This is a genomic window from Bacillota bacterium LX-D, from assembly GCA_031628995.1.
In the GTDB taxonomy this organism is placed as follows: Bacteria; Bacillota; DUOV01; order DUOV01; family Zhaonellaceae; genus JAVLUO01.
In genome coordinates this window covers 64608-83856 of the sequence record JAVLUO010000007.1, presented here as the reverse complement: position 1 = coordinate 83856, position 19249 = coordinate 64608, and the positions used below count along the sequence as shown (strand labels likewise).

The 19249-nt window shown below is 39.3% G+C and carries 26 protein-coding genes and 1 pseudogene; 25 read left to right on the top strand and 2 right to left on the bottom strand.

Annotated elements, in window-relative coordinates; genetic code table 11:
• Positions 1 to 65 precede the first annotated feature (65 nt).
• From RDV78_07640 to RDV78_07580, 13 genes and pseudogenes are all read left to right on the top strand, one after another.
• The gene (locus tag RDV78_07640; protein MDS1030354.1) at positions 66 to 977 is read left to right on the top strand and encodes a DUF1385 domain-containing protein; all 912 of its coding nucleotides are present in this window, start codon (positions 66 to 68) and stop codon (positions 975 to 977) included.
• Positions 967 to 2034, top strand: coding sequence for a peptide chain release factor 1 (gene prfA, locus RDV78_07635; protein MDS1030353.1), 1068 nt, complete (start codon positions 967 to 969; stop codon positions 2032 to 2034). Before RDV78_07640 ends, prfA begins: the two co-directional genes overlap by 11 nt.
• Before the next feature lies 1 nt (position 2035).
• Positions 2036 to 2908, top strand: coding sequence for a peptide chain release factor N(5)-glutamine methyltransferase (gene prmC, locus RDV78_07630; protein ID MDS1030352.1), 873 nt, complete (start codon positions 2036 to 2038; stop codon positions 2906 to 2908).
• A 19-nt stretch (positions 2909 to 2927) separates the two neighbouring features.
• Positions 2928 to 4013: an L-threonylcarbamoyladenylate synthase gene (locus RDV78_07625; GenBank protein MDS1030351.1), complete on the top strand. Its 1086-nt coding sequence runs from the start codon at positions 2928 to 2930 to the stop codon at positions 4011 to 4013.
• 66 nt (positions 4014 to 4079) lie between these two features.
• Positions 4080 to 4805 carry a ZIP family metal transporter gene (locus RDV78_07620; protein ID MDS1030350.1) on the top strand — a complete coding sequence of 242 codons (726 nt, stop codon included), beginning with the start codon at positions 4080 to 4082 and terminating at the stop codon, positions 4803 to 4805.
• A 27-nt stretch (positions 4806 to 4832) separates the two neighbouring features.
• Positions 4833 to 5390 carry a manganese efflux pump MntP family protein gene (locus tag RDV78_07615; protein ID MDS1030349.1) on the top strand — a complete coding sequence of 186 codons (558 nt, stop codon included), beginning with the start codon at positions 4833 to 4835 and terminating at the stop codon, positions 5388 to 5390.
• Positions 5391 to 5462: 72 nt separating this feature from the next.
• Positions 5463 to 5936, top strand: coding sequence for a low molecular weight protein arginine phosphatase (locus RDV78_07610; GenBank protein MDS1030348.1), 474 nt, complete (start codon positions 5463 to 5465; stop codon positions 5934 to 5936).
• 82 nt (positions 5937 to 6018) lie between these two features.
• Positions 6019 to 6468, top strand: a complete 450-nt coding sequence (gene rpiB, locus RDV78_07605; protein ID MDS1030347.1) for a ribose 5-phosphate isomerase B — start codon at positions 6019 to 6021, stop codon at positions 6466 to 6468.
• A gap of 18 nt (positions 6469 to 6486) precedes the next feature.
• Positions 6487 to 7032, top strand: coding sequence for a TIGR01440 family protein (locus RDV78_07600; protein MDS1030346.1), 546 nt, complete (start codon positions 6487 to 6489; stop codon positions 7030 to 7032).
• A gap of 38 nt (positions 7033 to 7070) precedes the next feature.
• Positions 7071 to 7700: a uracil phosphoribosyltransferase gene (gene upp / locus RDV78_07595; protein MDS1030345.1), complete on the top strand. Its 630-nt coding sequence runs from the start codon at positions 7071 to 7073 to the stop codon at positions 7698 to 7700.
• Positions 7675 to 8157, top strand: coding sequence for a deaminase (locus RDV78_07590; protein MDS1030344.1), 483 nt, complete (start codon positions 7675 to 7677; stop codon positions 8155 to 8157). The genes upp and RDV78_07590 overlap by 26 nt, the downstream gene beginning before the upstream one ends.
• Before the next feature lie 205 nt (positions 8158 to 8362).
• Positions 8363 to 8554: pseudogene (locus RDV78_07585) on the top strand (manganese catalase family protein).
• Positions 8555 to 8604: 50 nt separating this feature from the next.
• Complete coding sequence (locus RDV78_07580; GenBank protein ID MDS1030343.1) at positions 8605 to 8991, top strand: hypothetical protein; 387 nt, start codon at positions 8605 to 8607, stop codon at positions 8989 to 8991.
• 43 nt (positions 8992 to 9034) lie between these two features.
• Here RDV78_07580 and RDV78_07575 read toward each other — a convergent pair whose 3' ends face one another.
• Both RDV78_07575 and RDV78_07570 read right to left on the bottom strand, forming a co-directional pair.
• Positions 9035 to 9310 carry a spore coat protein gene (locus RDV78_07575; GenBank protein ID MDS1030342.1) on the bottom strand — a complete coding sequence of 92 codons (276 nt, stop codon included), beginning with the start codon at positions 9308 to 9310 and terminating at the stop codon, positions 9035 to 9037.
• Positions 9311 to 9328: 18 nt separating this feature from the next.
• The gene (locus tag RDV78_07570; protein MDS1030341.1) at positions 9329 to 9517 is read right to left on the bottom strand and encodes a hypothetical protein; all 189 of its coding nucleotides are present in this window, start codon (positions 9515 to 9517) and stop codon (positions 9329 to 9331) included.
• Between the two features lie 197 nt (positions 9518 to 9714).
• On the opposite strand from RDV78_07570, the gene wecB reads away from it, so the two are divergent.
• The 12 genes from wecB (at position 9715) to RDV78_07510 (ending at position 19222) form a co-directional block, all read left to right on the top strand.
• Complete coding sequence (gene wecB / locus RDV78_07565; protein MDS1030340.1) at positions 9715 to 10860, top strand: UDP-N-acetylglucosamine 2-epimerase (non-hydrolyzing); 1146 nt, start codon at positions 9715 to 9717, stop codon at positions 10858 to 10860.
• Positions 10861 to 11024: 164 nt separating this feature from the next.
• The gene (locus tag RDV78_07560) at positions 11025 to 11261 is read left to right on the top strand and encodes an AtpZ/AtpI family protein (GenBank protein ID MDS1030339.1); all 237 of its coding nucleotides are present in this window, start codon (positions 11025 to 11027) and stop codon (positions 11259 to 11261) included.
• Between the two features lie 7 nt (positions 11262 to 11268).
• A complete protein-coding gene (locus RDV78_07555; GenBank protein MDS1030338.1) occupies positions 11269 to 11634 on the top strand; it encodes an ATP synthase subunit I in 366 nt (121 codons plus the stop codon).
• A gap of 54 nt (positions 11635 to 11688) precedes the next feature.
• Positions 11689 to 12363, top strand: a complete 675-nt coding sequence (gene atpB / locus RDV78_07550) for a F0F1 ATP synthase subunit A (protein ID MDS1030337.1) — start codon at positions 11689 to 11691, stop codon at positions 12361 to 12363.
• Between the two features lie 72 nt (positions 12364 to 12435).
• Positions 12436 to 12687 (top strand): F0F1 ATP synthase subunit C, encoded by a 252-nt coding sequence (atpE, locus tag RDV78_07545; protein ID MDS1030336.1) that lies wholly within the window; start codon positions 12436 to 12438, stop codon positions 12685 to 12687.
• Between the two features lie 131 nt (positions 12688 to 12818).
• Positions 12819 to 13304 carry a F0F1 ATP synthase subunit B gene (atpF, locus tag RDV78_07540; GenBank protein MDS1030335.1) on the top strand — a complete coding sequence of 162 codons (486 nt, stop codon included), beginning with the start codon at positions 12819 to 12821 and terminating at the stop codon, positions 13302 to 13304.
• On the top strand, positions 13301 to 13837 hold the full coding sequence (gene atpH, locus RDV78_07535; protein ID MDS1030334.1) for an ATP synthase F1 subunit delta: 537 nt from the start codon (positions 13301 to 13303) through the stop codon (positions 13835 to 13837). Before atpF ends, atpH begins: the two co-directional genes overlap by 4 nt.
• A gap of 66 nt (positions 13838 to 13903) precedes the next feature.
• Positions 13904 to 15409 (top strand): F0F1 ATP synthase subunit alpha, encoded by a 1506-nt coding sequence (atpA, locus tag RDV78_07530; protein MDS1030333.1) that lies wholly within the window; start codon positions 13904 to 13906, stop codon positions 15407 to 15409.
• Positions 15410 to 15476: 67 nt separating this feature from the next.
• Positions 15477 to 16349 (top strand): ATP synthase F1 subunit gamma, encoded by an 873-nt coding sequence (gene atpG, locus RDV78_07525; protein MDS1030332.1) that lies wholly within the window; start codon positions 15477 to 15479, stop codon positions 16347 to 16349.
• A gap of 34 nt (positions 16350 to 16383) precedes the next feature.
• Complete coding sequence (gene atpD / locus RDV78_07520; GenBank protein MDS1030331.1) at positions 16384 to 17793, top strand: F0F1 ATP synthase subunit beta; 1410 nt, start codon at positions 16384 to 16386, stop codon at positions 17791 to 17793.
• 13 nt (positions 17794 to 17806) lie between these two features.
• The gene (locus tag RDV78_07515) at positions 17807 to 18208 is read left to right on the top strand and encodes a F0F1 ATP synthase subunit epsilon (GenBank protein ID MDS1030330.1); all 402 of its coding nucleotides are present in this window, start codon (positions 17807 to 17809) and stop codon (positions 18206 to 18208) included.
• A gap of 258 nt (positions 18209 to 18466) precedes the next feature.
• Positions 18467 to 19222 (top strand): YwmB family TATA-box binding protein, encoded by a 756-nt coding sequence (locus RDV78_07510; GenBank protein ID MDS1030329.1) that lies wholly within the window; start codon positions 18467 to 18469, stop codon positions 19220 to 19222.
• Positions 19223 to 19249: the final 27 nt, after the last annotated feature.

Genomic DNA, 19249 nt, shown 5'->3' with positions numbered 1-19249 from the left:
GGGCGGAGCGTATGCTTCGCCATTCTTATCTAAGCGGGCTGTTTTAAGGGAAAGGAAGTGACAACATGGCTGAACCATTTCAATACGGCGGACAAGCGGTTATTGAAGGAGTTATGATGCGAGGCCCCAAAGATTGGGCTGTTGCCGTGCGTAAAAAAACAGGCGAAATTATTGTTGACAAGAAAAAAATTAATTCCATAGTACAACGCTACCCTTTTCTAAAATGGCCTTTGCTTCGCGGCGTTGTTGCTCTTTTTGAGGCAATGATTCTTGGTATTAAGGTTCTAACTTACAGTGCCAATATGTCTGTTGATGATGATGAAGAAGAGACCCTAAGCAATAAAGAAATTGCTTTGACCATGGTGGTGGCTGTCGGTTTGGCCTTACTGCTCTTTGTTGTTATCCCAACTGTAGCAGCCTATTTCATGAAAGCATATTTTAATGTATTCTGGCAGAATATATTAGAAGGATTTTTACGCATTGGAATTTTTATTGCTTATGTATATGGTATTGGTAAAATGAGTGATATCCAAAGAGTATTCCAATATCATGGAGCGGAGCATAAGACAATTCATACTTACGAAGCAGGAGAAAAGCTAGAAGTAAGTAACGCCAGAAAACACTCCACTCTCCATCCACGCTGCGGAACTAGTTTTATGCTTGCTGTACTAGTGCTGACTATTTTTTTATTTTCCTTTTTTACTGCTCCCAATATATGGGTTAGGATTGGTTCTCGGCTGCTGCTAATGCCTATTGTTGCTGGAATTAGTTATGAATTTATTAAATGGTCAGGTAAACATGCTCATCATGCATTGGTTAAAACTATGATTGCACCAGGCTTGTGGCTGCAAAAATTAACAACTAGAGAGCCGGATGATAAACAGCTGGAAGTGGCAATCTGCGCCTTAGAAGCTGTCTTAGATGAGCAGAAAAGGATGGAAAGTGAAAGGCTGGAGGTAGTAGATTATGTTAGATAAATTACAAACTATAGAAGAAAAATACGAGACATTAGGACAACTTTTGAGCAAACCAGAAATAGTTTCTGATCAAGTTGAATTTCAAAAAACAGCCAAAGCTCATTCTGCTTTAACGGAAATTGTCTCAGTTTTTCGTGAGTATAAAAAGGCGCTACAGGAAAAAGAAGAAGCGGATTTAATTTTAGCTGAAGAACAAGATCCCGAATTAAGAGAAATGGCTCAACAGGAGTTAGAGCGGTTGGCAGAGCTTTTGCCTGAATTAGAGCAAAAGCTAAAAATATTGCTTTTGCCTAAAGATCCTAATGACGAGAAGAACGTTATTATGGAAATCAGAGGCGGTGCTGGAGGAGAAGAGGCAGCTCTCTTTGCAGGAGAATTATTTAGGATGTACAGCCGCTACGCAGAACGGCAAGGCTGGAAATTGGAAATTCTTAGTGATCACCCTACTGACATGGGTGGATATAAAGAAGTAATTTTTGGCATTAATGGTTATGGTGCTTACAGCCGCTTGAAATTTGAAAGTGGTGTCCATCGGGTTCAACGGATTCCGGCTACTGAATCAGGAGGAAGGATTCATACCTCCACTGTTACAGTTGCTGTATTGCCGGAAGCCGAAGAGGTTGATGTACAAATCAATCCTAACGACATTAGAATCGATATCTTTTGCTCCAGCGGCCCGGGAGGACAATCTGTCAATACTACTCAATCGGCAGTAAGAATTACCCACTTACCTACGGGGATTGTAGTATCTTGCCAAGACGAAAAGTCCCAGTTGAAAAACAAGGAAAAAGCTTTAAAAGTATTGCGAGCTAGACTTCTGGAGAAAGCCCAAGATGAACAGCAAGGTGAGTTGGCAAGTGCTAGAAAAAGCCAAGTAGGTACGGGAGACAGAAGCGAAAGAATTCGAACCTATAATTTTCCTCAAAGCAGAGTAACGGATCATCGTATTGGCTTAACTTTACACAAATTAGATCTTATTCTTGAGGGAGATTTAGATGAAATCATTCAAGCCTTAATCACCACAGAACAAGCTGAAAGGCTAAAGAAGGTGGAATAAAGTGGCCATAAATAATGAACCGCCGACAGTGAAGACAGAACTTTCCTGGGCGGTTCCTTTTTTACAGAAAAGCAGTATTTCAAGTGCCCGGTTGGAAGCAGAAGTAATCTTGGCCTATGTTTTAAGTTGGGATCGCGTAAAACTGCTCACAAATTTATTTTCCAAGATTGATTCAGCTAAGCAGCAGTCTTTCCGTAAACTGGTTGGTCAGAGGGCCACCCATTATCCCTTGCAATATCTACTTGGGCGGCAGGAATTTATGTCAATTGAGTTTCAAGTAAACCCTAGTGTACTTATTCCCCGAGATGATACAGGAATTTTGGTGGAAGAAGTTTTAAAATTAAAGGGAAAAACTCCTTTGAATTCACGTATCGTAGATGTGGGTACTGGCAGCGGTGCAATTGCTGTTGCTCTAAAAAGGTTTTGGACGGAAGCACAAGTATCTGCCGTAGATATTTCTGCACAGGCACTGGAAGTGGCTAGAGAGAACTCTGCAAGAGCTGGAGTTAAGATAGATTTTGTCCAAGGCGATTTATTACAACCTTTTCTTAAGGAAAATAGTAAATTTGATATAATTGTTTCAAATCCTCCTTATATTCCCACAGAGCAGCTTCCTCTATTACAGCCAGAGGTGACTTACGAACCCCATTTGGCCTTGGATGGAGGGACGGATGGTTTAGTTTTTTACCGGCGTCTAGCTGAAGAAGCCCCTAAGCTTTTGGCTAGCGGTGGTTGGTTAGCTATGGAAATTGGTTGTGAGCAAAGTGAATCCGTAGCAAAGTTGCTGGCTGGCAAATTTACAAATATTCAAACTTTCAAAGACTATGCTGGCTTAGAGAGAGTAGTATTGGCTAAAAAATCTGATTTTTCATAAAGAAAAGTTGGTGTATTAAATGAAAAAAATAATCACTAAGTATTATAAGATTGATCCAAAGGTTCCTTCTTTGCCGCCTATTCAGGAAGCTGCAGAAATTATTAGAAGGGGAGGAACTGTAGCTTTTCCTACGGAAACTGTTTACGGACTGGGAGCAAATGCTTTAGATCCCCAAGCTGTGTCTAAAATATTTCGAGCAAAAGGAAGGCCTGGGGATAACCCTTTAATTGTCCATATTGCTAATCCTAAAGATGTTGCTCCTTTGGTTAGCTCTATTCCGCAAGAAGCTGAAAAATTAATGAAGCTTTTTTGGCCAGGGCCTTTAACACTAATTTTCCCAAAAAGTTCCATTGTACCATCTGCTGTCACTGCTGGAATCGAAACTGTGGCTATTAGAATACCAGCCCATCCGGTGGCTTTAACCTTAATTAAAGCAGCTAGAGTACCTATTGCTGCTCCAAGTGCCAACCTATCAGGTAAACCTAGCCCCACAACAGGTCTTCATGTTCTAAAAGACTTAGCGGATAAAATAGATATGGTTTTAGATGGGGGAAAGGCCAATGTGGGGGTGGAATCTACAGTTCTCGATTTAACTGTAGATCCTCCTTTGATTCTTCGTCCCGGTGGGATTACCCTGGAACAATTAAGGAAGGTACTTGCAAAAGTTGAATTAGACCCTGCTTTAAGTAATGAAAGTATACTTGAAGGCATTGTGCCTAGGGCACCGGGAATGAAATATACCCATTATGCACCTAAAGCGGAAGTTTATTTAGTTGAGGGGAATCCCGGGCAAGTTGCTAAAAGGATGCAGAAACTGGTACAGGAATATCAGGAACAGGGCAGGAGAGTCGGCATTTTAGGGACAGAGGAACTGCTTTTCCGCTGCAAAGATTTAACTTCTCCCGATCATTGGGAAATCTTAGGTTCAGAAGAAGATTTGGCGGAAGTAGCAGCTAGACTTTTTAATGCACTGCGCAACTGTGATCGTTATCATTTAGATATAGTATTCGGACAGACTTTTCCTGAAGTTGGCATGGGGAGAGCTATTATGAACCGTTTAAAAAAATCTGCAGGTCATAGGGTAATTTACGCTAACGAAGAGTAATATTTAGCCCAAAAACGCATAGTTATTATGTAGCTACGGCGAATTTTTCCAGGCATGGAGGCTAAAATGTTTGATACTCTTTTATTAAGTGTGCTTGCCGGTCTGGCGACTTTAGTAGGGGCCCTAATTATTGCTGCTTTTGGTAAGCCTTCCGCAAAAACGCTGGCTGTGTTTTTTGGTCTAGCCGCGGGAATGATGTTTAGTGTTGTGACGACGGATTTAATACCTTCTTCTTTAGAATATGGCAGTTTAAAAACATTGCTGCTAGGATTTGTTTTTGGCATAGTTTTATTAAAAATTTTAAATAAAATTCTTGTTTATTTAAATAGAAAAAATAAAAATAGCACTAACAGTTATCTGCGACGAATGGGTTATCTAATTTCTATTGGCATTGCGCTCCATGATTTACCAGAAGGGATTGCCATAGCAGCTGGTTTTAGCGCCGACACTAAATTAGGCTGGCTCCTTTCCATTGCGATAGGGCTGCATAACATACCAGAAGGAATGGTTACTGCCGCCCCTTTGTATATGAGCGGACTGTCGGTCCGTCGCATTTTAAGTATTGTGGGGTTAGTTAGTATCTTTACCCCTATTGGGACTTTAATTGGACTAATCATCGTAAGCATCTCACCTTTATATATTTCTTTTTTGCTAGCTATGGCAGCAGGTGCCATGAGTTATATAGTATTTTGGGAAATTGTACCCGAATCCCGTAAGCATCATCCCAATTATGCTTTCTGCGGAATGATTTTGGGATTTGTGGTCATATTATTGTTAGGTGTGCTTGAGTAACAGTACATGAAAGTAGGTATATAAATTATGACGCTAGGAACAGTATGGCTGGTGGCCGTTGCCTTAGGAACAGATGCCTTTTCAATGGCTGTTGGTATTGGTTTAGTTGGGATTAAATGGCGTAGAATTATATTTATTTCACTTCTAATTTGTGCTTTTCATATATTTATGCCTTTGATAGGTTTATTTTTAGGTTCCCTTTTGGGTAAGGCAATAGGTCGCTTTGCTTCCTTTATTGGGGCCATTGTTTTGCTTTTTATAGGTATACAAATGCTGAGAGAGGGCTTAAAAAGCAACAAGGAATTAACAAATGTAGCTGAGGCTATTCCTAAAGCTTATAATAGTCTTTGGGAGGTAATGATTCTAGCGTTAAGTGTAAGTTTAGATGCACTAACTGTTGGTTTTGGATTAGGAACTATCCAAGTTAGTTTGCAGCTAACTGTTTTAATAATGGGGTTAGTCGCAGGTTTAATGACTGCCACTGGCTTTCTATTGGGCAAAAAACTAGGACATTGGTTAGGGGAAAAGGCCCAAATCATTGGTGGTCTAATTTTGGTGCTAATTGGTGTTAAAATGTTTTCTTAGTCTAATGAAAAGGTCCCTGCCTTAGGATAGTTTAGGCCGGGGAAGTACATGGCTTAGTGGAGGTAGTTCTCTTTGAAGGAAATTTTATTTGTTTGTACAGGCAATACTTGCCGCAGTAGTATGGCGGAAGCATTGGCTAAGGACTATATGCAAAAAAACAATTTACTAGCATGTATGAAGGTGGCTTCTGCAGGTACATTTGCTTTTAATGGTTCTCCTGCCTCAGACAATGCTGTAGCTGCTTTGCAAGAGAAAAATATTGATTTATCAGCTCATCGTTCCAGGGCACTGGATAAAGAACTGCTTTTAGCAGCTGATTTAGTCCTTACGATGACTAAGAGCCATAAAAGGCAGATTTTAGCATTGCATCCAGAGTTCGGGGAGAAGACTTTTACCCTTTATGAGTACATAGGGGAAAACCCTCAGCAAGATGTATCCGATCCATTTGGACAACCTTTGGAAGTATACCGCAGTACTGCTTCTGAGCTGGAAAAAGCAGTGCGAAAAGCGGTGCAAAAATTTGCCGGACAGAATTTAGGTAGTTAAAGGAATCTAAGCTGTATTTGTAGAAAAAAACTTAGGCTAATCTATAGGACATGCCTAGCTCTTATAATATCGAGGTGATGAAATGAAAATAGCAATAGGATCAGATCATGGCGGGTACGCTTTGAAAGAAAAAGTCGTTGCCTATCTTCAAGCGAAGGATGTGGAACTTACAGATTTCGGAACTATGGGCGTCGATTCCGTAGATTATCCAGATTATGCTCTAAAGGTAGCAGAGGCCGTAGCTGAAGGTCAGTATGATCGGGGAATCTTAATTTGCGGTACAGGTATTGGCATAGGAATTGCAGCCAATAAAGTTCCCGGGATTCGGGCTGCCCTTTGTAACGATACTTTTTCAGCGCGTGCTTCTAGAGAACATAACGATGCTAATATCTTAACTATGGGGGAAAGAGTAATTGGCCCAGGGTTGGCTTTAGACATTGTGGATATTTGGCTAAAAACCGAATTTGCTGGCGGCAGGCATAGCCGACGGATAGCCAAGATTAAAGAAATAGAACAAAAATATTTTAAATAATTAAAGCGGGTTGAAAAGATGAACTTAGAGCAAATTGCCCATGAAACAAGGCAGGCTATTGGAGGGCTGCTAGAAGCAGCTAGTTTAAAAGCTGGGCAGATCGTAGTTGTTGGCTGTAGTACCAGCGAAATAGCAGGACATAAAATTGGCACAGCATCAAATGAGAAAATTGCTGAAGTAGTTTTACGGGAAATATTAGAACCTTTAAAAGCAAAAAATATTTTTTTAGCAGTTCAGTGCTGTGAGCATTTGAACAGGGCAATCGTCCTAGAAGAAGCAGCAGCATTGCAGTATGGTTTAGAGGAAGTTACGGTTATTCCTGTGCCTAAAGCCGGTGGTTCCTTAGGGGCAGCGGCGTATAAGAATTTTCATAAGCCTGTTGTTGTAGAAACAATCAAAGCACATGCAGGGCTGGATATTGGAGATACCTTTATAGGGATGCATTTAAAACCAGTTGTAATCCCTGTTCGATTGCCTCTTAAGCAAATAGGTTCTGCCCACCTCACCTTGGCTTATACCAGGCCAAAACTAATTGGAGGCCAAAGGGCAGTTTATTGTAAATAAATTGCTAGATTGCTACTAGATTTGAGGAGGTTAAAACTATGTCCAAGGTACATGTTTTAGACCATCCCTTAATTCAACACAAATTAAGTTTAATTAGGGATGAAGAAACTGGTTCTAAGGATTTCAGAGAGTTAGTTGAAGAAGTGGCGTTATTAATGGCTTATGAAGTAACTAGAGACTTTCCCCTGCAAGAAATTGAAGTAAAGACACCATTGCGTATTTGTAAAACCAAGGTGATTGCAGGCCGAAAAGTAGGTATTATTCCAATCTTGCGGGCGGGATTGGGCATGGTTAATGGAATGTTAAAGTTGATTCCAGCTGCTAAAGTTGGACATGTAGGCTTATACCGGGATCCGGATACTTTGCAGCCTGTAGAATATTACTGTAAGCTGCCGACAGATGTGACAGAAAGGGATTTAATTTTGGTAGATCCTATGTTAGCTACAGGGGGTTCTGCTTCTGCAGCCATCTCCTTTATGAAAAAACGAGGTGTCAAAAATATTAAATTAATGTGTTTAATTGCTGCTCCTGAAGGAGTTAAAAGGGTACAAGAGGAACATCCCGATGTGGATATTTTTACTGCTTCCGTTGATGAATGTTTAAATGACCATGGTTATATAGTACCTGGTTTAGGTGATGCAGGTGACAGATTGTTTGGGACTAAATAAATTTAGAACTAAAAGACCTACTTGGGATGAATATTTTATTGAAATTGCCCAGGTTATATCTAAACGTTCCACTTGCCTAAGACGTTCCTACGGTGCTGTAATAGTGAAGGACAAAGTAATTGTTAGTACAGGGTTTAATGGATCTGCCCGGGGGGAAATAAATTGTGTAGATGCAGCCAAATGCGTGCGGGAGGAATTAAAGATACCTAAAGGTGAGCGTTACGAATTATGCGCTGCAGTTCATGCTGAACAGAATGCCATTATCAACGGCGACCCTGTAAAAATGAAGGGTGGAACAATTTATATTGCAGGCTTTAATTCCGATGGTACAGCAGCCTCAGGAGAGCCTTGTCTAATATGTCAAAGAATGATTAAAAATGCCATGCTAAGTAGAGTTGTTTATTTAGAATGTAATGGTTCCATAAAAGAAGTAAATTTAGAAAAGAAAAATGTTTAGTAAAAGTAGGGCTCAAGTATGTTGGGCCCTACTTTTATATAATCAATTAAGGCAGATGTAATTTGCGTCTAGAATAATTTTAGTTTAATTTTTTGTCGAATTGTTAGTGTTTTCTGCTGCAATACAAATTAAATAAGTATAAAGCTTTCTTTCAAGGTAAAACTAAAATTGACCCACGATGATAAAATGGCGAAGGAGACTAAATATGTTTAAACATGATAAAAAGTTATTGGAAATGGTCCAAATTGAGAGACCTAATCCTACTTATGCAGCAATGCTGCAAGAACAGCTAGGAGGCCCTCAAGGAGAATTAAAGGCAGCAATGCAATATATAACGCAAAGTTTCAGAATTAAAGATCCAGCCATTAAAGATGTATTTATGGACATAGCAGCTGATGTGCCGCAAAGTCCAGTGCAACACTAATTTTAGGAGGGAAGGTGTTTAAGGTGAAACTAAAAAGTGACGAACAGTCTATTCTGGCAACTTTTAAAAGCAGTACAAATGCTGAAAAGGCATTAAAGGCGTTGGAAGAGGCAGGATTTAGGGAAGTACAACTGGATAGAATAAGCGAGTTTGGAGTTAATGCCAATAGTGAATATAACAACCCAATTGCCGGACAGGCATTTACCCAAACAGGCCTAACCTTATACAGTGGAGACAGTGAAACAGATCAATCAACAAGAATATTACTTTCCGGCGATCCTTCTGTAGGAGGATACGGCGAAAATTATAATCGAGCTCAGGTTCCGCCTTTTCTGCTAACAGTTGTTTGTAAAAAGGAGCAAGTTAATGGGACTGTTAAAATAATTAAAGAGCATGAAGGAGAAGTATAAATCAAAGGCTATTGCTGTGTGCAATAGCCTTTGAACTTTTAACTTACTGCATATTTGAGCTATTTTGGTTAAACATGTTTTGAGCTGAACTAATCATACTTTGATCAGCCATGGCAGGTTGATACCATCCTTGCTGGCTCATTAATTCAAAAATATGATGCTGATGTTTTAAAGTCATATCTAACGCCCTTAAGGCTTCGTTTCTAAGTTCCATATTGGAACATTCTAAAACAAAATTTGTGAGGCTTTGAGCAGAATATTTATGCTCATTTAGGATTAGTTGCATAATATCCCGGTCTGATAATTGAGAGTTTTGCATGAGATTCCCTCCTTATTATTAAGAATTGATAAAGCTTGAGAAACGTTGCATTTGTTGCTGATGCTCTCGAACCATAGTTTCACAAATATTTTTGCATCTAGGATCTGAGCAGATCTGAGTGCCGAATTGAAGGAATTTTGTTGTTGCTTCGCAAGATCTCATATGTTCTTGCAAGAAAAGGGTTTCTGCAGTTGTTAAATTGATCATTTTTTCAACTCCTTTTTATATGTTCTCTGCTGCACAAAATTTATTTTTACCTTGATTAAAAAAAATATAAGTAAAAATTAAAAAAAAGTGGAAAAGAATAATGTCTAATATTAAATTTTTTTGCTTGAACAAGTCTAAACATAGCTTTACAATAAAATATATGATGAATAAGGACAGCTTTAGAAAGGCGTGAAGAAATGATTAAGGTTTTGTGCGTTTTCGGTACTCGGCCGGAGGCTATAAAGATGGCTCCTTTAGTTAAGGAATTAGCCAAATACCCTAATGAAATTATTAGCAAAGTAGCTGTAACGGCACAGCACCGGGAAATGCTGGACCAAGTTTTAGATCTTTTTGCCATTAAGCCTGATTATGACTTGGATATTATGCATAACCAACAAACTTTAACCCAGATTACTACTAGGGCTTTAGAGGGGTTAGATAAAGTATATGAGGAGGAAAAACCTAATTTAGTACTAGTCCATGGGGATACGACGACTACATGTGTGGCTTCCTTAGGGGCTTTTTACCGTCAAATTGCCATTGGACATGTTGAAGCAGGCTTAAGAACAGGAAATAAGTATTCACCTTTTCCGGAAGAAATGAATCGTAAGATAACAGGTGCAATTGCTGATTTTCATTTTGCCCCTACAACAACAGCAAAGGAAAATTTATTACGGGAAAATATCGCACCAGAAGCAATAACCGTGACAGGTAATACGGTTATCGATGCACTTCTGGCTACAGTGCAGGAAAGTTTTCCCTTAGCCCAAGTACCTGGATTAGATAAGGTTGATTTTACGAAAAGAGTTATTCTAGTTACGGCACATCGAAGGGAAAATTTGGGTGAACCCATGCGGCAGATTTTCAACGGCCTGCGGGAAATTGCTCTAGAATTTCCAGAGACTGAAATAGTTTTTCCCGTTCATAAAAACCCTAAGGTACGGTCCGTAGTCCATGAAGTATTAGGTAACCTACCTCAGGTGCATTTAATTGAACCATTAGATTACCAGCCCTTCGTGAATTTAATGGCACGAGCTGATTTAGTACTGACAGATTCTGGAGGGCTCCAGGAGGAGGCTCCTGCTTTGGGCAAACCGGTGCTAGTGTTAAGGGATACTACGGAACGCCCAGAGGCTGTGGAAGCAGGTACAGTAAGTTTAGTAGGTACCGGTTTTGATGGTGTTTATGCAGAAACAAAAAGATTACTAACGGATCCTCTTTATTATGAAAAAATGGCCAACGCTGTTAACCCCTATGGAGACGGCAAGGCTGCTCAAAGAATTGTGCAAAGTATCAGGTACATTTTTAAGCTGAGTACTGAAAAATGCCGGGAGTATATTTAAGATGCAATAGTATTTAACAAATTTTTAACATATAATACAAGAATTATTACAAGGAATTCAGTAAATTAAGTCGAATAAAACAGTGGTTATAAACATCTAAATATTCTGAACACATAACGTTACATGTAGATAGATGAAAATACTAAATACAAAAAGGTGAGCCAATGGAAGATAAGAATCATGAGAAGAAAAAAAGCGATTCTGTATATATGTCTGCCATAGGTCAGGCAACTCAGGTTGGCGTAACGATGATGGCTAACATCTTTGTAGGTCTATTTTTTGGACGTTTTTTAGATAGTATTTTTCATACAAAACCTTGGTTGACAATTGTGTTTATTTTGTTGGGTGCACTAGCTGGCTTTTGGGGTACATACAAACTTATTACAAGTAAAGAAAGGTAAATTCTACGTGGACATACAAGTAATATTTCAAAAAAGACCCATTGCTATTATATGTGCATTTTTAGTTATTGCTATAAGTTATGCTATTATTAAAGATTCATGGGACGTTGCCTTAGGTTTTTTATTAGGCGTTTTTACCACAATTGTGTATTTTGCAATTTTAGTAAGAAGAGTATCAAAATCATCAGAATTGCCTGTCAAAACCGCTGTTACCTATATGAAGGTAGGGTGGATATTGAGATTAATCATGGTGGTTTCCACAGTAACCATTGCCGCCCAGATTCCTGTATTTAATTTATTTGCCGTAATACTTGGCTTGATTTTAAGTCAGCTTGTAATAATGGGTACTGTAGCCGGTACCAATTTAAAGTGAGCAAATTTAAAGTAAAGAGCAACAAAATCTATGCTGGAAAGGGGTGATTTTAATATGCATGAAGAGATTGGGACTCATTCTATTATCCATTTAGGAGGCGTTCCTCTGCATTTTGACACATTGCTTAGTTCATGGATTGTAATAGGGATCATTTTAGTTTTAAGTATCTTAATAAGGCGTAATATTAAAGTGATTCCTGGGAAGTTACAAGTAGCTATGGAGACAATTGTTTCCTACCTAGGGGGAGTTGCCGATGAGAATCTAGGTACAGAGTCGAAGAAATATATGCCGCTGATTTTAGGCTTATTTTTGTACATTTTCATAGCTAATCAACTAGGTTTGCTACCAACGTTAGGTTATATCAAATCGCCAACTAGTGATTTGAACACAACTCTAGGATTGGCCTTAATGGTAATTATTTTAGTTCAAATTGTGGCTATCCGTAAAAAGGGTTTAGGCAAATATTTAAAACATTTTATCGAACCATATGTGTTTTTCTTGCCAATTAACATCATTGAAGAGGTTGCTAAACCAATTACACTTGCCTTTCGTCTTTTTGGCAATATTGTAGCTGGCGAAATTGTCATAGTTGTACTGGGTATGCTGGCGCCCTATATTATTCCTTCGGCGTGGCTGCTGTTCAGTGTTTTTGTTGGCTTGATTCAAGCGTTTATTTTTACAATGCTGACCATTTCTTACTTGTCTAATGTTCTTGGGGATGAACATTAAATTCAAATTGGTTTTAATTAATAATAATTAATATAAAACAACTTTATGCAAATTTGGAAAGGAGAGAAAAAAATGGATTTAGTTCTCGTAAAAGCTGCTGCTTTAATAGGTGCGGGTTTAGCATTAGGATTAGCTTCAGTTGGTGCTGGTGTTGGTGACGGTCTTGTAACTTCTAAAGCACTTGAGGGTATGGCAAGACAACCTGAAGCTAAAGGTACTCTCTTGGTTAACATGCTTATTTCCGTTGGTTTGATTGAAGCACTTCCTATTATAGCTGCGGTAATTGCAATCGTTATGGTTTTTGCAAATCCACTTTTGAAGTAGTTGACTGATATTCGGTGTTAACGGCGATGACGCAATTGTCTAGGTGCAGCGTCGTCGCTTTCCTTATGGGGAAACGCTCAAAACTACGTAATTTATCCTTGTTATCTCTGACTTGAGAGGAGGGGTACTAAGTGATCGAGATTGGCTTTGATCTTTTGATTCAAGTTATAAACTTTTTAATTGCTTTATGGGTCTTAAAGAAATTTGCTTATAAACCTTTGGTAAATGCCATTGAATCTAGGCAAAAACAAATCCAGGATTCTCTTGATTCTGCTGCAGAAGCCAAAGTGAAAGCAGATGTTTTATTAAAAGATTATGAAAAACAATTAGCTGATGCTAAAGCTGAAGCACAAGAAATTGTTGGCCGGGCTACAAAACTCGGCGAAGATATGAAAGCTCAAATTGTTGCTGAAGCAAAAGCTGAGGCTGAAAAGACCTTAGAAAAAGCTAAAGCAGAAATTGAAGGCGAAAAAGCTAAGGCTTTGGCACAAATTAGAGGCGAAATTTCTGAAATTGTTATAACGGCTGCCGGAAAAATAATTGCCAAAGAAATTTCAGCCAAAGATCATGAAAAATTGATTGGACAATTTGTTGCAGGGGTGGGTAAAGTACAATGAATGATATAGCAATAGCCCGCCGGTACGCTGAAGCACTATTCGAATTAGCTGTTGAAAAAGGTCAATTGGATCAAGTTAAAGCAGACCTAGCTGGTGTTTATGATTCCTTAAAGGCCAGCGCTGATTTGAAAAGAATTTTAGATGATCAGTTATTGGATGCAGCTCAGAAGCAAGATATTTTTAGAGAAATTTTTAGTTCACATCTTCAGGATCTCACCTTGAATTTTATAATGACAGTCTTTGAAAATAGGCGGGAGCGCTATTTGGGCGGCGTTTTAGAGGAATTTTTTAAATTGGTTAATGCCAGCCGGGATGTGCTTGAAGCTGAAATAAGGACAGCGGTGGAAATCCCAGAAAAAGATGCTAAAGTTTTAATACAAAAAATTTCTGAGATTACAAAGAAAAAAATTAATCCTAAGTATAAGGTAGATGCTGAGATCATTGGTGGGGCAATAGTAAAAATCGGCGATAAAGTTATTGACGGTTCTGTTGCTACACAACTGGCTAAATTAAAAGAAAGCCTTATGAGTTAAAATACCTTATAAAATATAATACTAAGAAACTAGCCTAGAGTAACGTAAAACTGCGAGGTGAAAACTATGAATTTAAGGCCGGATGAAATCAGCTCGATCTTAAAAAGCAAGATAGCTAATTTCGGGACAGAGGTTGAAGTTTCTGAGGTAGGTACAGTAATCCAGGTTGGTGACGGTATTGCCAGGGTTTATGGTTTAGAAAAAGCTATGGCAGGTGAAATGCTAGAATTCCCAGGTGGAATTCTAGGAATGGCTTTAAACCTGGAAGAAGAAAATATCGGTTGCGTTATCCTCGGTCCTTATACCGGAATTAAAGAAGGAGACGAAGTAAAACGTACTGGTAGAATTGTTGAAGTTCCAGTAGGTGAGGAAATGATTGGCAGGGTTGTTAATGCCTTGGGACAGCCTGTTGATGGTAAAGGCCCAATTAAGGCTAAAAAGTTTAGACCTATTGAAGCTCCGGCTCCTGGTGTAATTAATCGTAGATCTGTTTATCAACCATTACAAACTGGTTTAAAAGCTATTGACTCTCTTGTGCCTATCGGTAAAGGCCAAAGGGAATTGATTATTGGTGACCGTCAGACAGGCAAAACTGCTTTGGCTGTAGACACAATTATTAACCAAAAAGGCAAAGACGTAATTTGCATCTATGTTGCCATTGGTCAAAAGGCATCTACAGTTGCTGGCGTTGTGAAAAGCCTGGAAGACCATGATGCAATGAAGTACACAATTGTTGTATCCGCTGCAGCCAGTGAACCGGCTCCAATGCTTTACATTGCCCCATATTCTGGCTGTGCTATGGGCGAAGAATTCATGTACGATGGTAAAGATGTTTTAATTATCTATGATGATTTATCAAAACAAGCTGCTGCTTACAGGGAACTTTCTCTGCTTTTGAGACGTCCTCCCGGGCGTGAAGCATTCCCTGGCGACGTATTCTACTTGCATTCTCGTTTGCTGGAAAGGGCAGCTAAACTTAGTGATGATTTAGGGGGAGGTTCCTTAACGGCACTGCCTGTTATTGAAACCCAAGCAGGTGACGTTTCTGCTTATATTCCTACTAACGTTATTTCAATTACAGACGGACAGATTTTCCTTGAGTCTGATTTGTTCTATGCTGGTGTAAGGCCTGCTATTAACCCAGGTATTTCCGTATCCAGGGTTGGTGGTGCCGCTCAGATTAAAGCTATGAAGCAAGTTGCAGGTCGTTTAAGAATGGATTTGGCTCAATATCGTGAATTGGCTGCATTTGCTCAGTTTGGTTCTGACTTGGATAAAGCAACTCAAGCTAGATTGACTCGTGGGGAAAGAATCGTAGAAATTTTAAAACAAGGTCAATATCAACCAATGCCTGTAGAAGAGCAAGTTGCAATTATTTTCGTTGCTTCTAACGGCTACCTTGATGATGTTGCTGTTGAGAAAGTATTAAAATTTGAAAGTGAGTTTTTAAATTATTTACGCAACAGTAAGGCAGAAATTCTAAATGAAATTGTTTCCAGCGGAAAAATTTCTGATAGTTTGGCTGAACAACTTAAAACTGAAATTGTGAATTTCAAAAAATCATTTTCCTAATTAATACTTCTAGCTCGTCATAAGGTCATAGACAGACTAAGTCAAGGCCGAAAGGGGTGAATAATCTATGCCAGGAATGCGGGATATTAAGCGGCGGATTAGAAGTATTCAAAGCACCCAAAAAATTACAAAAGCAATGAAAATGGTTGCTGCTTCGAAACTGCGCAGGTCACAAGTCAAAGTTGTCGAAGCAAGACCTTATTCTTCTAAACTACAAGAAGTCCTTGGTAGATTGGTGAACGCCAGCGAAGGCTATAGCCACCCATTATTGGAAAAGAAGGATTCTAATAAAGTAGGTTATCTTGTCATTACTGCAGACCGAGGTTCCTGCGGCGGTTATAATGCCAATATCCTCAGAATGGTAGACGCTAGCAATAGTGATCGTAAAGACCAGTGTGAGATTATTGCAGTAGGCAAGAAGAGCTTAGATTATCTGCGTAGAAGAGGGTACAATATTATCCGTGAATATGTGGATATTGGGGATGAGCCTAACTATATTCAAGCAAGAGAGCTGGCTAAAGAGGTTGCTGAGATATACTTATCCGGCAAAATTTCGGAATTACATTTAGTATATACTAAGTTTTATTCCGCTATTAAACAACAACCTTTGGATGAAGTGCTGCTTCCTATAGCCGGCGCAGATGTGGAACAGAAATCTGAAGAAAATAGTAACACCTATCAAGCCGAGTATATTTATGAACCATCTGCTGCAGCAGTACTGGATACACTTTTGCCACGCTATTTAGAGACTTTAATCTATAAGGCTCTACTTGAGTCGAAAGCTAGTGAACAAGGTGCCCGGATGACGGCAATGGATGCGGCTACTAATAATGCCGGTGAAATGATTCAAAAACTAACCTTAACATTTAACAGAGCACGTCAGGCAGCCATCACCAGGGAAATTACTGAAATAGTAAGTGGCGCGGCAGCTTTGGACTAAATAAAGGAATAGCATAGTAAAGGAGTGATACTAGGTGAACAAAGGACGTATCATCTCGGTTATTGGTCCGGTAGTTGACGTGCAGTTTGATGAACAATTGCCGGAGATATATAACGCTGTTAAAATTCGCAGTGCAGACCAAAAAGAAAAAACAGAACAAGAGATAAATATTACTATGGAGGCTATGCAACAGCTAGGTAATAATACTGTTCGCTGCGTTGCTTTGTCTTCAACAGACGGGTTGCAAAGAGGAATGATTGCTGTTGATACTGGAGAGCCAATTTCCGTACCTGTTGGTGATGCTACCTTAGGTAGAATGTTCAACGTTATTGGCGAACCTATTGATGGTAAAGGACCTATTGAAACAGAAAACAAACTGCCTATTCATAGGCCGGCTCCAACCTTTGAAGAATTAGAGCCTTCAACAGAAATTTTAGAAACTGGCATTAAGGTCGTTGATTTACTGGCACCTTACGCAAAAGGTGGTAAGGTTGGTCTTTTCGGTGGTGCTGGTGTTGGTAAAACCGTTTTAATTATGGAGCTTATTAGAAACATTGCTTACGAGCATGGCGGCTATTCTGTATTTGCTGGTGTTGGTGAGCGTACTCGTGAAGGTAATGACCTCTATCAAGAAATGAATGAGTCTGGGGTTATTAATAAAACAGCAATGGTATTCGGACAAATGAATGAGCCTCCTGGAGCTAGGATGAGAGTTGGTTTAACGGGGCTAACAATTGCTGAAGAGTTCCGTGATGCCCAAGGGCAAGACGTTTTACTCTTTATTGACAACATCTTCCGTTTCACTCAGGCTGGTTCTGAAGTATCCGCATTGTTAGGCCGGATGCCTTCCGCCGTTGGTTATCAGCCGACCTTAGCAACAGAAATGGGTGCCTTACAAGAACGGATTACATCTACCAAGAAGGGTTCCATTACCTCAGTTCAAGCTATTTATGTACCTGCTGATGACTTGACTGACCCTGCACCTGCTACAGCATTTGCGCACTTAGACGCAACTACTGTATTATCTAGACAAATTGTTGAGTTGGGTATTTACCCTGCAGTGGACCCGCTTGACTCTACATCAAGAATTCTTGATCCTAGAATTCTTGGAGATGAACATTATCAAGTAGCTCGTGGTGTACAACAGGTTCTACAACGTTATAAAGAACTACAAGATATTATTGCGATTCTTGGTATGGACGAGTTATCAGAAGAGGATAAATTAGTTGTATCAAGGGCTAGAAAAATTCAACGTTTCTTATCACAACCATTCCACGTTGCGGAGGCATTTACATCTATGCCTGGGAAATACGTTCCATTAAAAGAAACCATTCGTGGTTTCAAAGAAATTCTTGAGGGTAAACACGATAATTTACCTGAACAAGCCTTCTTGATGGTTGGTACGATTGACGAGGCTGTTGCCGCAGCGAAAGAATTAGCTTAAGGGCGTGATGACAATGGCAGATAAGATTGTCATGGAAATAGTAACGCCTGAACGCCTGGTCTTAAGGGAGGAAGTAGACGAAATTAAATCTGTTCCTGCCAGTCAAGGTTGTTTAGGTGTCTTACCTAACCATGCTCCTTTGATTACAAGCTTAGAACCTGGTGTTTTAGAATACACCACTGGCGGGCAAAACTCCAAAATTGCTGTAAGCGGTGGATTTATGGAGGTCTTTGCCAATAAAGTAACGATCTTAGCGGATACGGCTGAAAATAGTGATGAGATTGATATGGATAGAGCACGAAGAGCCAAGGATAGAGCGGAAAGACGTTTAAAAGAACGTCCAGACGGATTGGATATTAGGCGTGCTGAATTAGCTCTGCGTAGAGCTGTAAGTAGAATTAAAGCTGCAGAGTAATATTTCCACTCATTCCACAGATTACTTGCAGGAAAACTATAAAAGAAGTAGAACACTAAGAAAGTAAATTGCTTTTTCAGCAATTGACCTAAGGACAAAAAGTCTGCGGATATTCCGCAGGCTTTTTGTTATGCTAGCCTAGCGATAATTAATCGCTAGGCTTTTTAAAACCCATTTTTGAGTCAACATGATTATCCGATGAATAGTTGGTAAAAATAGTTTTATAGGATAGTGTGATGTAAAGATGGGGGGATTCTAGTGCTTAAAAAGTTATTCCTAGTTATAGGCCTTATTATAGTTTGTGGGGCATACTGCTTCATTGCATTACCTAATTTAGACATAGTTAAAGCTAAGAGAGATCCTGTCATATGTGCTTTCGATGCATCTCATGCAAATTTAAAAGAGGCTAGCATCCAAGGGTGGGCTCAGCTTAAAAGCACTAAGGTAGACCAGGACGAACTCCTTCCTACGTTGAAAGATGCGGCAACTCAGCTCGTACCTGACGCTGTTCTGACCTGCACCACAACAAGTGGACCGAGAGTCCAAGGATTTACTTTGGAAGGCAGCTCTGGTCAAGATATTAGCTTTTACGGTATAATTCAGTCTAGTAAGGATTTAAAAGGGAAAGTTACAACCTATTTGCTGTTAAGTTTAACGGAAAAAGGAAAAGACAAGAACATAACTAATTGGAAAAGGAAGCTAGAAAAGATATTTGCTGATTTACACGCTAGGCCTAATATTTCAACTTATCTTACTGGTACTATTGAACAAAAACTAACGCAGCACCAAAAAGAAGCTCTAATCGCTAAAATGTTTGCCGAAGCACAAGCTAAAAAAATCGAGGGGATATCCAACCAAAATTTGGTAAGCTTTAGCGGATATAGCCGAAAAATTAAAGAAAATGTAAAAGTCAAAGATTACAAGCTAAACTTAAATGCTGCAGTGAGTTATAATGAAGTGGAGCGCAAAACTTATGTGCTTTTAGGTTCCCCACTTTTAAATGGAGAATATTAGGGGTTAAATCTTAATTGACAATAACAG

Excerpts from the sequence above, each read along its gene's own strand:
- RDV78_07640 (MDS1030354.1), top strand. The coding sequence starts at position 66 with ATGGCTGAACCATTTCAATACGGCGGACAAGCGGTTATTGAAGGAGTT.
- prfA (MDS1030353.1), top strand. The coding sequence starts at position 967 with ATGTTAGATAAATTACAAACTATAGAAGAAAAATACGAGACATTAGGA.
- RDV78_07625 (MDS1030351.1), top strand. The coding sequence starts at position 2,928 with ATGAAAAAAATAATCACTAAGTATTATAAGATTGATCCAAAGGTTCCT.
- RDV78_07620 (MDS1030350.1), top strand. The coding sequence starts at position 4,080 with ATGTTTGATACTCTTTTATTAAGTGTGCTTGCCGGTCTGGCGACTTTA.
- RDV78_07615 (MDS1030349.1), top strand. The coding sequence starts at position 4,833 with ATGACGCTAGGAACAGTATGGCTGGTGGCCGTTGCCTTAGGAACAGAT.
- rpiB (MDS1030347.1), top strand. The coding sequence starts at position 6,019 with ATGAAAATAGCAATAGGATCAGATCATGGCGGGTACGCTTTGAAAGAA.
- RDV78_07600 (MDS1030346.1), top strand. The coding sequence starts at position 6,487 with ATGAACTTAGAGCAAATTGCCCATGAAACAAGGCAGGCTATTGGAGGG.
- upp (MDS1030345.1), top strand. The coding sequence starts at position 7,071 with ATGTCCAAGGTACATGTTTTAGACCATCCCTTAATTCAACACAAATTA.
- RDV78_07575 (MDS1030342.1), bottom strand. The coding sequence starts at position 9,310 with ATGCAAAACTCTCAATTATCAGACCGGGATATTATGCAACTAATCCTA.
- RDV78_07570 (MDS1030341.1), bottom strand. The coding sequence starts at position 9,517 with ATGATCAATTTAACAACTGCAGAAACCCTTTTCTTGCAAGAACATATG.
- wecB (MDS1030340.1), top strand. The coding sequence starts at position 9,715 with ATGATTAAGGTTTTGTGCGTTTTCGGTACTCGGCCGGAGGCTATAAAG.
- RDV78_07560 (MDS1030339.1), top strand. The coding sequence starts at position 11,025 with ATGGAAGATAAGAATCATGAGAAGAAAAAAAGCGATTCTGTATATATG.
- atpB (MDS1030337.1), top strand. The coding sequence starts at position 11,689 with ATGCATGAAGAGATTGGGACTCATTCTATTATCCATTTAGGAGGCGTT.
- atpE (MDS1030336.1), top strand. The coding sequence starts at position 12,436 with ATGGATTTAGTTCTCGTAAAAGCTGCTGCTTTAATAGGTGCGGGTTTA.
- atpH (MDS1030334.1), top strand. The coding sequence starts at position 13,301 with ATGAATGATATAGCAATAGCCCGCCGGTACGCTGAAGCACTATTCGAA.
- atpA (MDS1030333.1), top strand. The coding sequence starts at position 13,904 with ATGAATTTAAGGCCGGATGAAATCAGCTCGATCTTAAAAAGCAAGATA.
- atpG (MDS1030332.1), top strand. The coding sequence starts at position 15,477 with ATGCCAGGAATGCGGGATATTAAGCGGCGGATTAGAAGTATTCAAAGC.
- RDV78_07515 (MDS1030330.1), top strand. The coding sequence starts at position 17,807 with ATGGCAGATAAGATTGTCATGGAAATAGTAACGCCTGAACGCCTGGTC.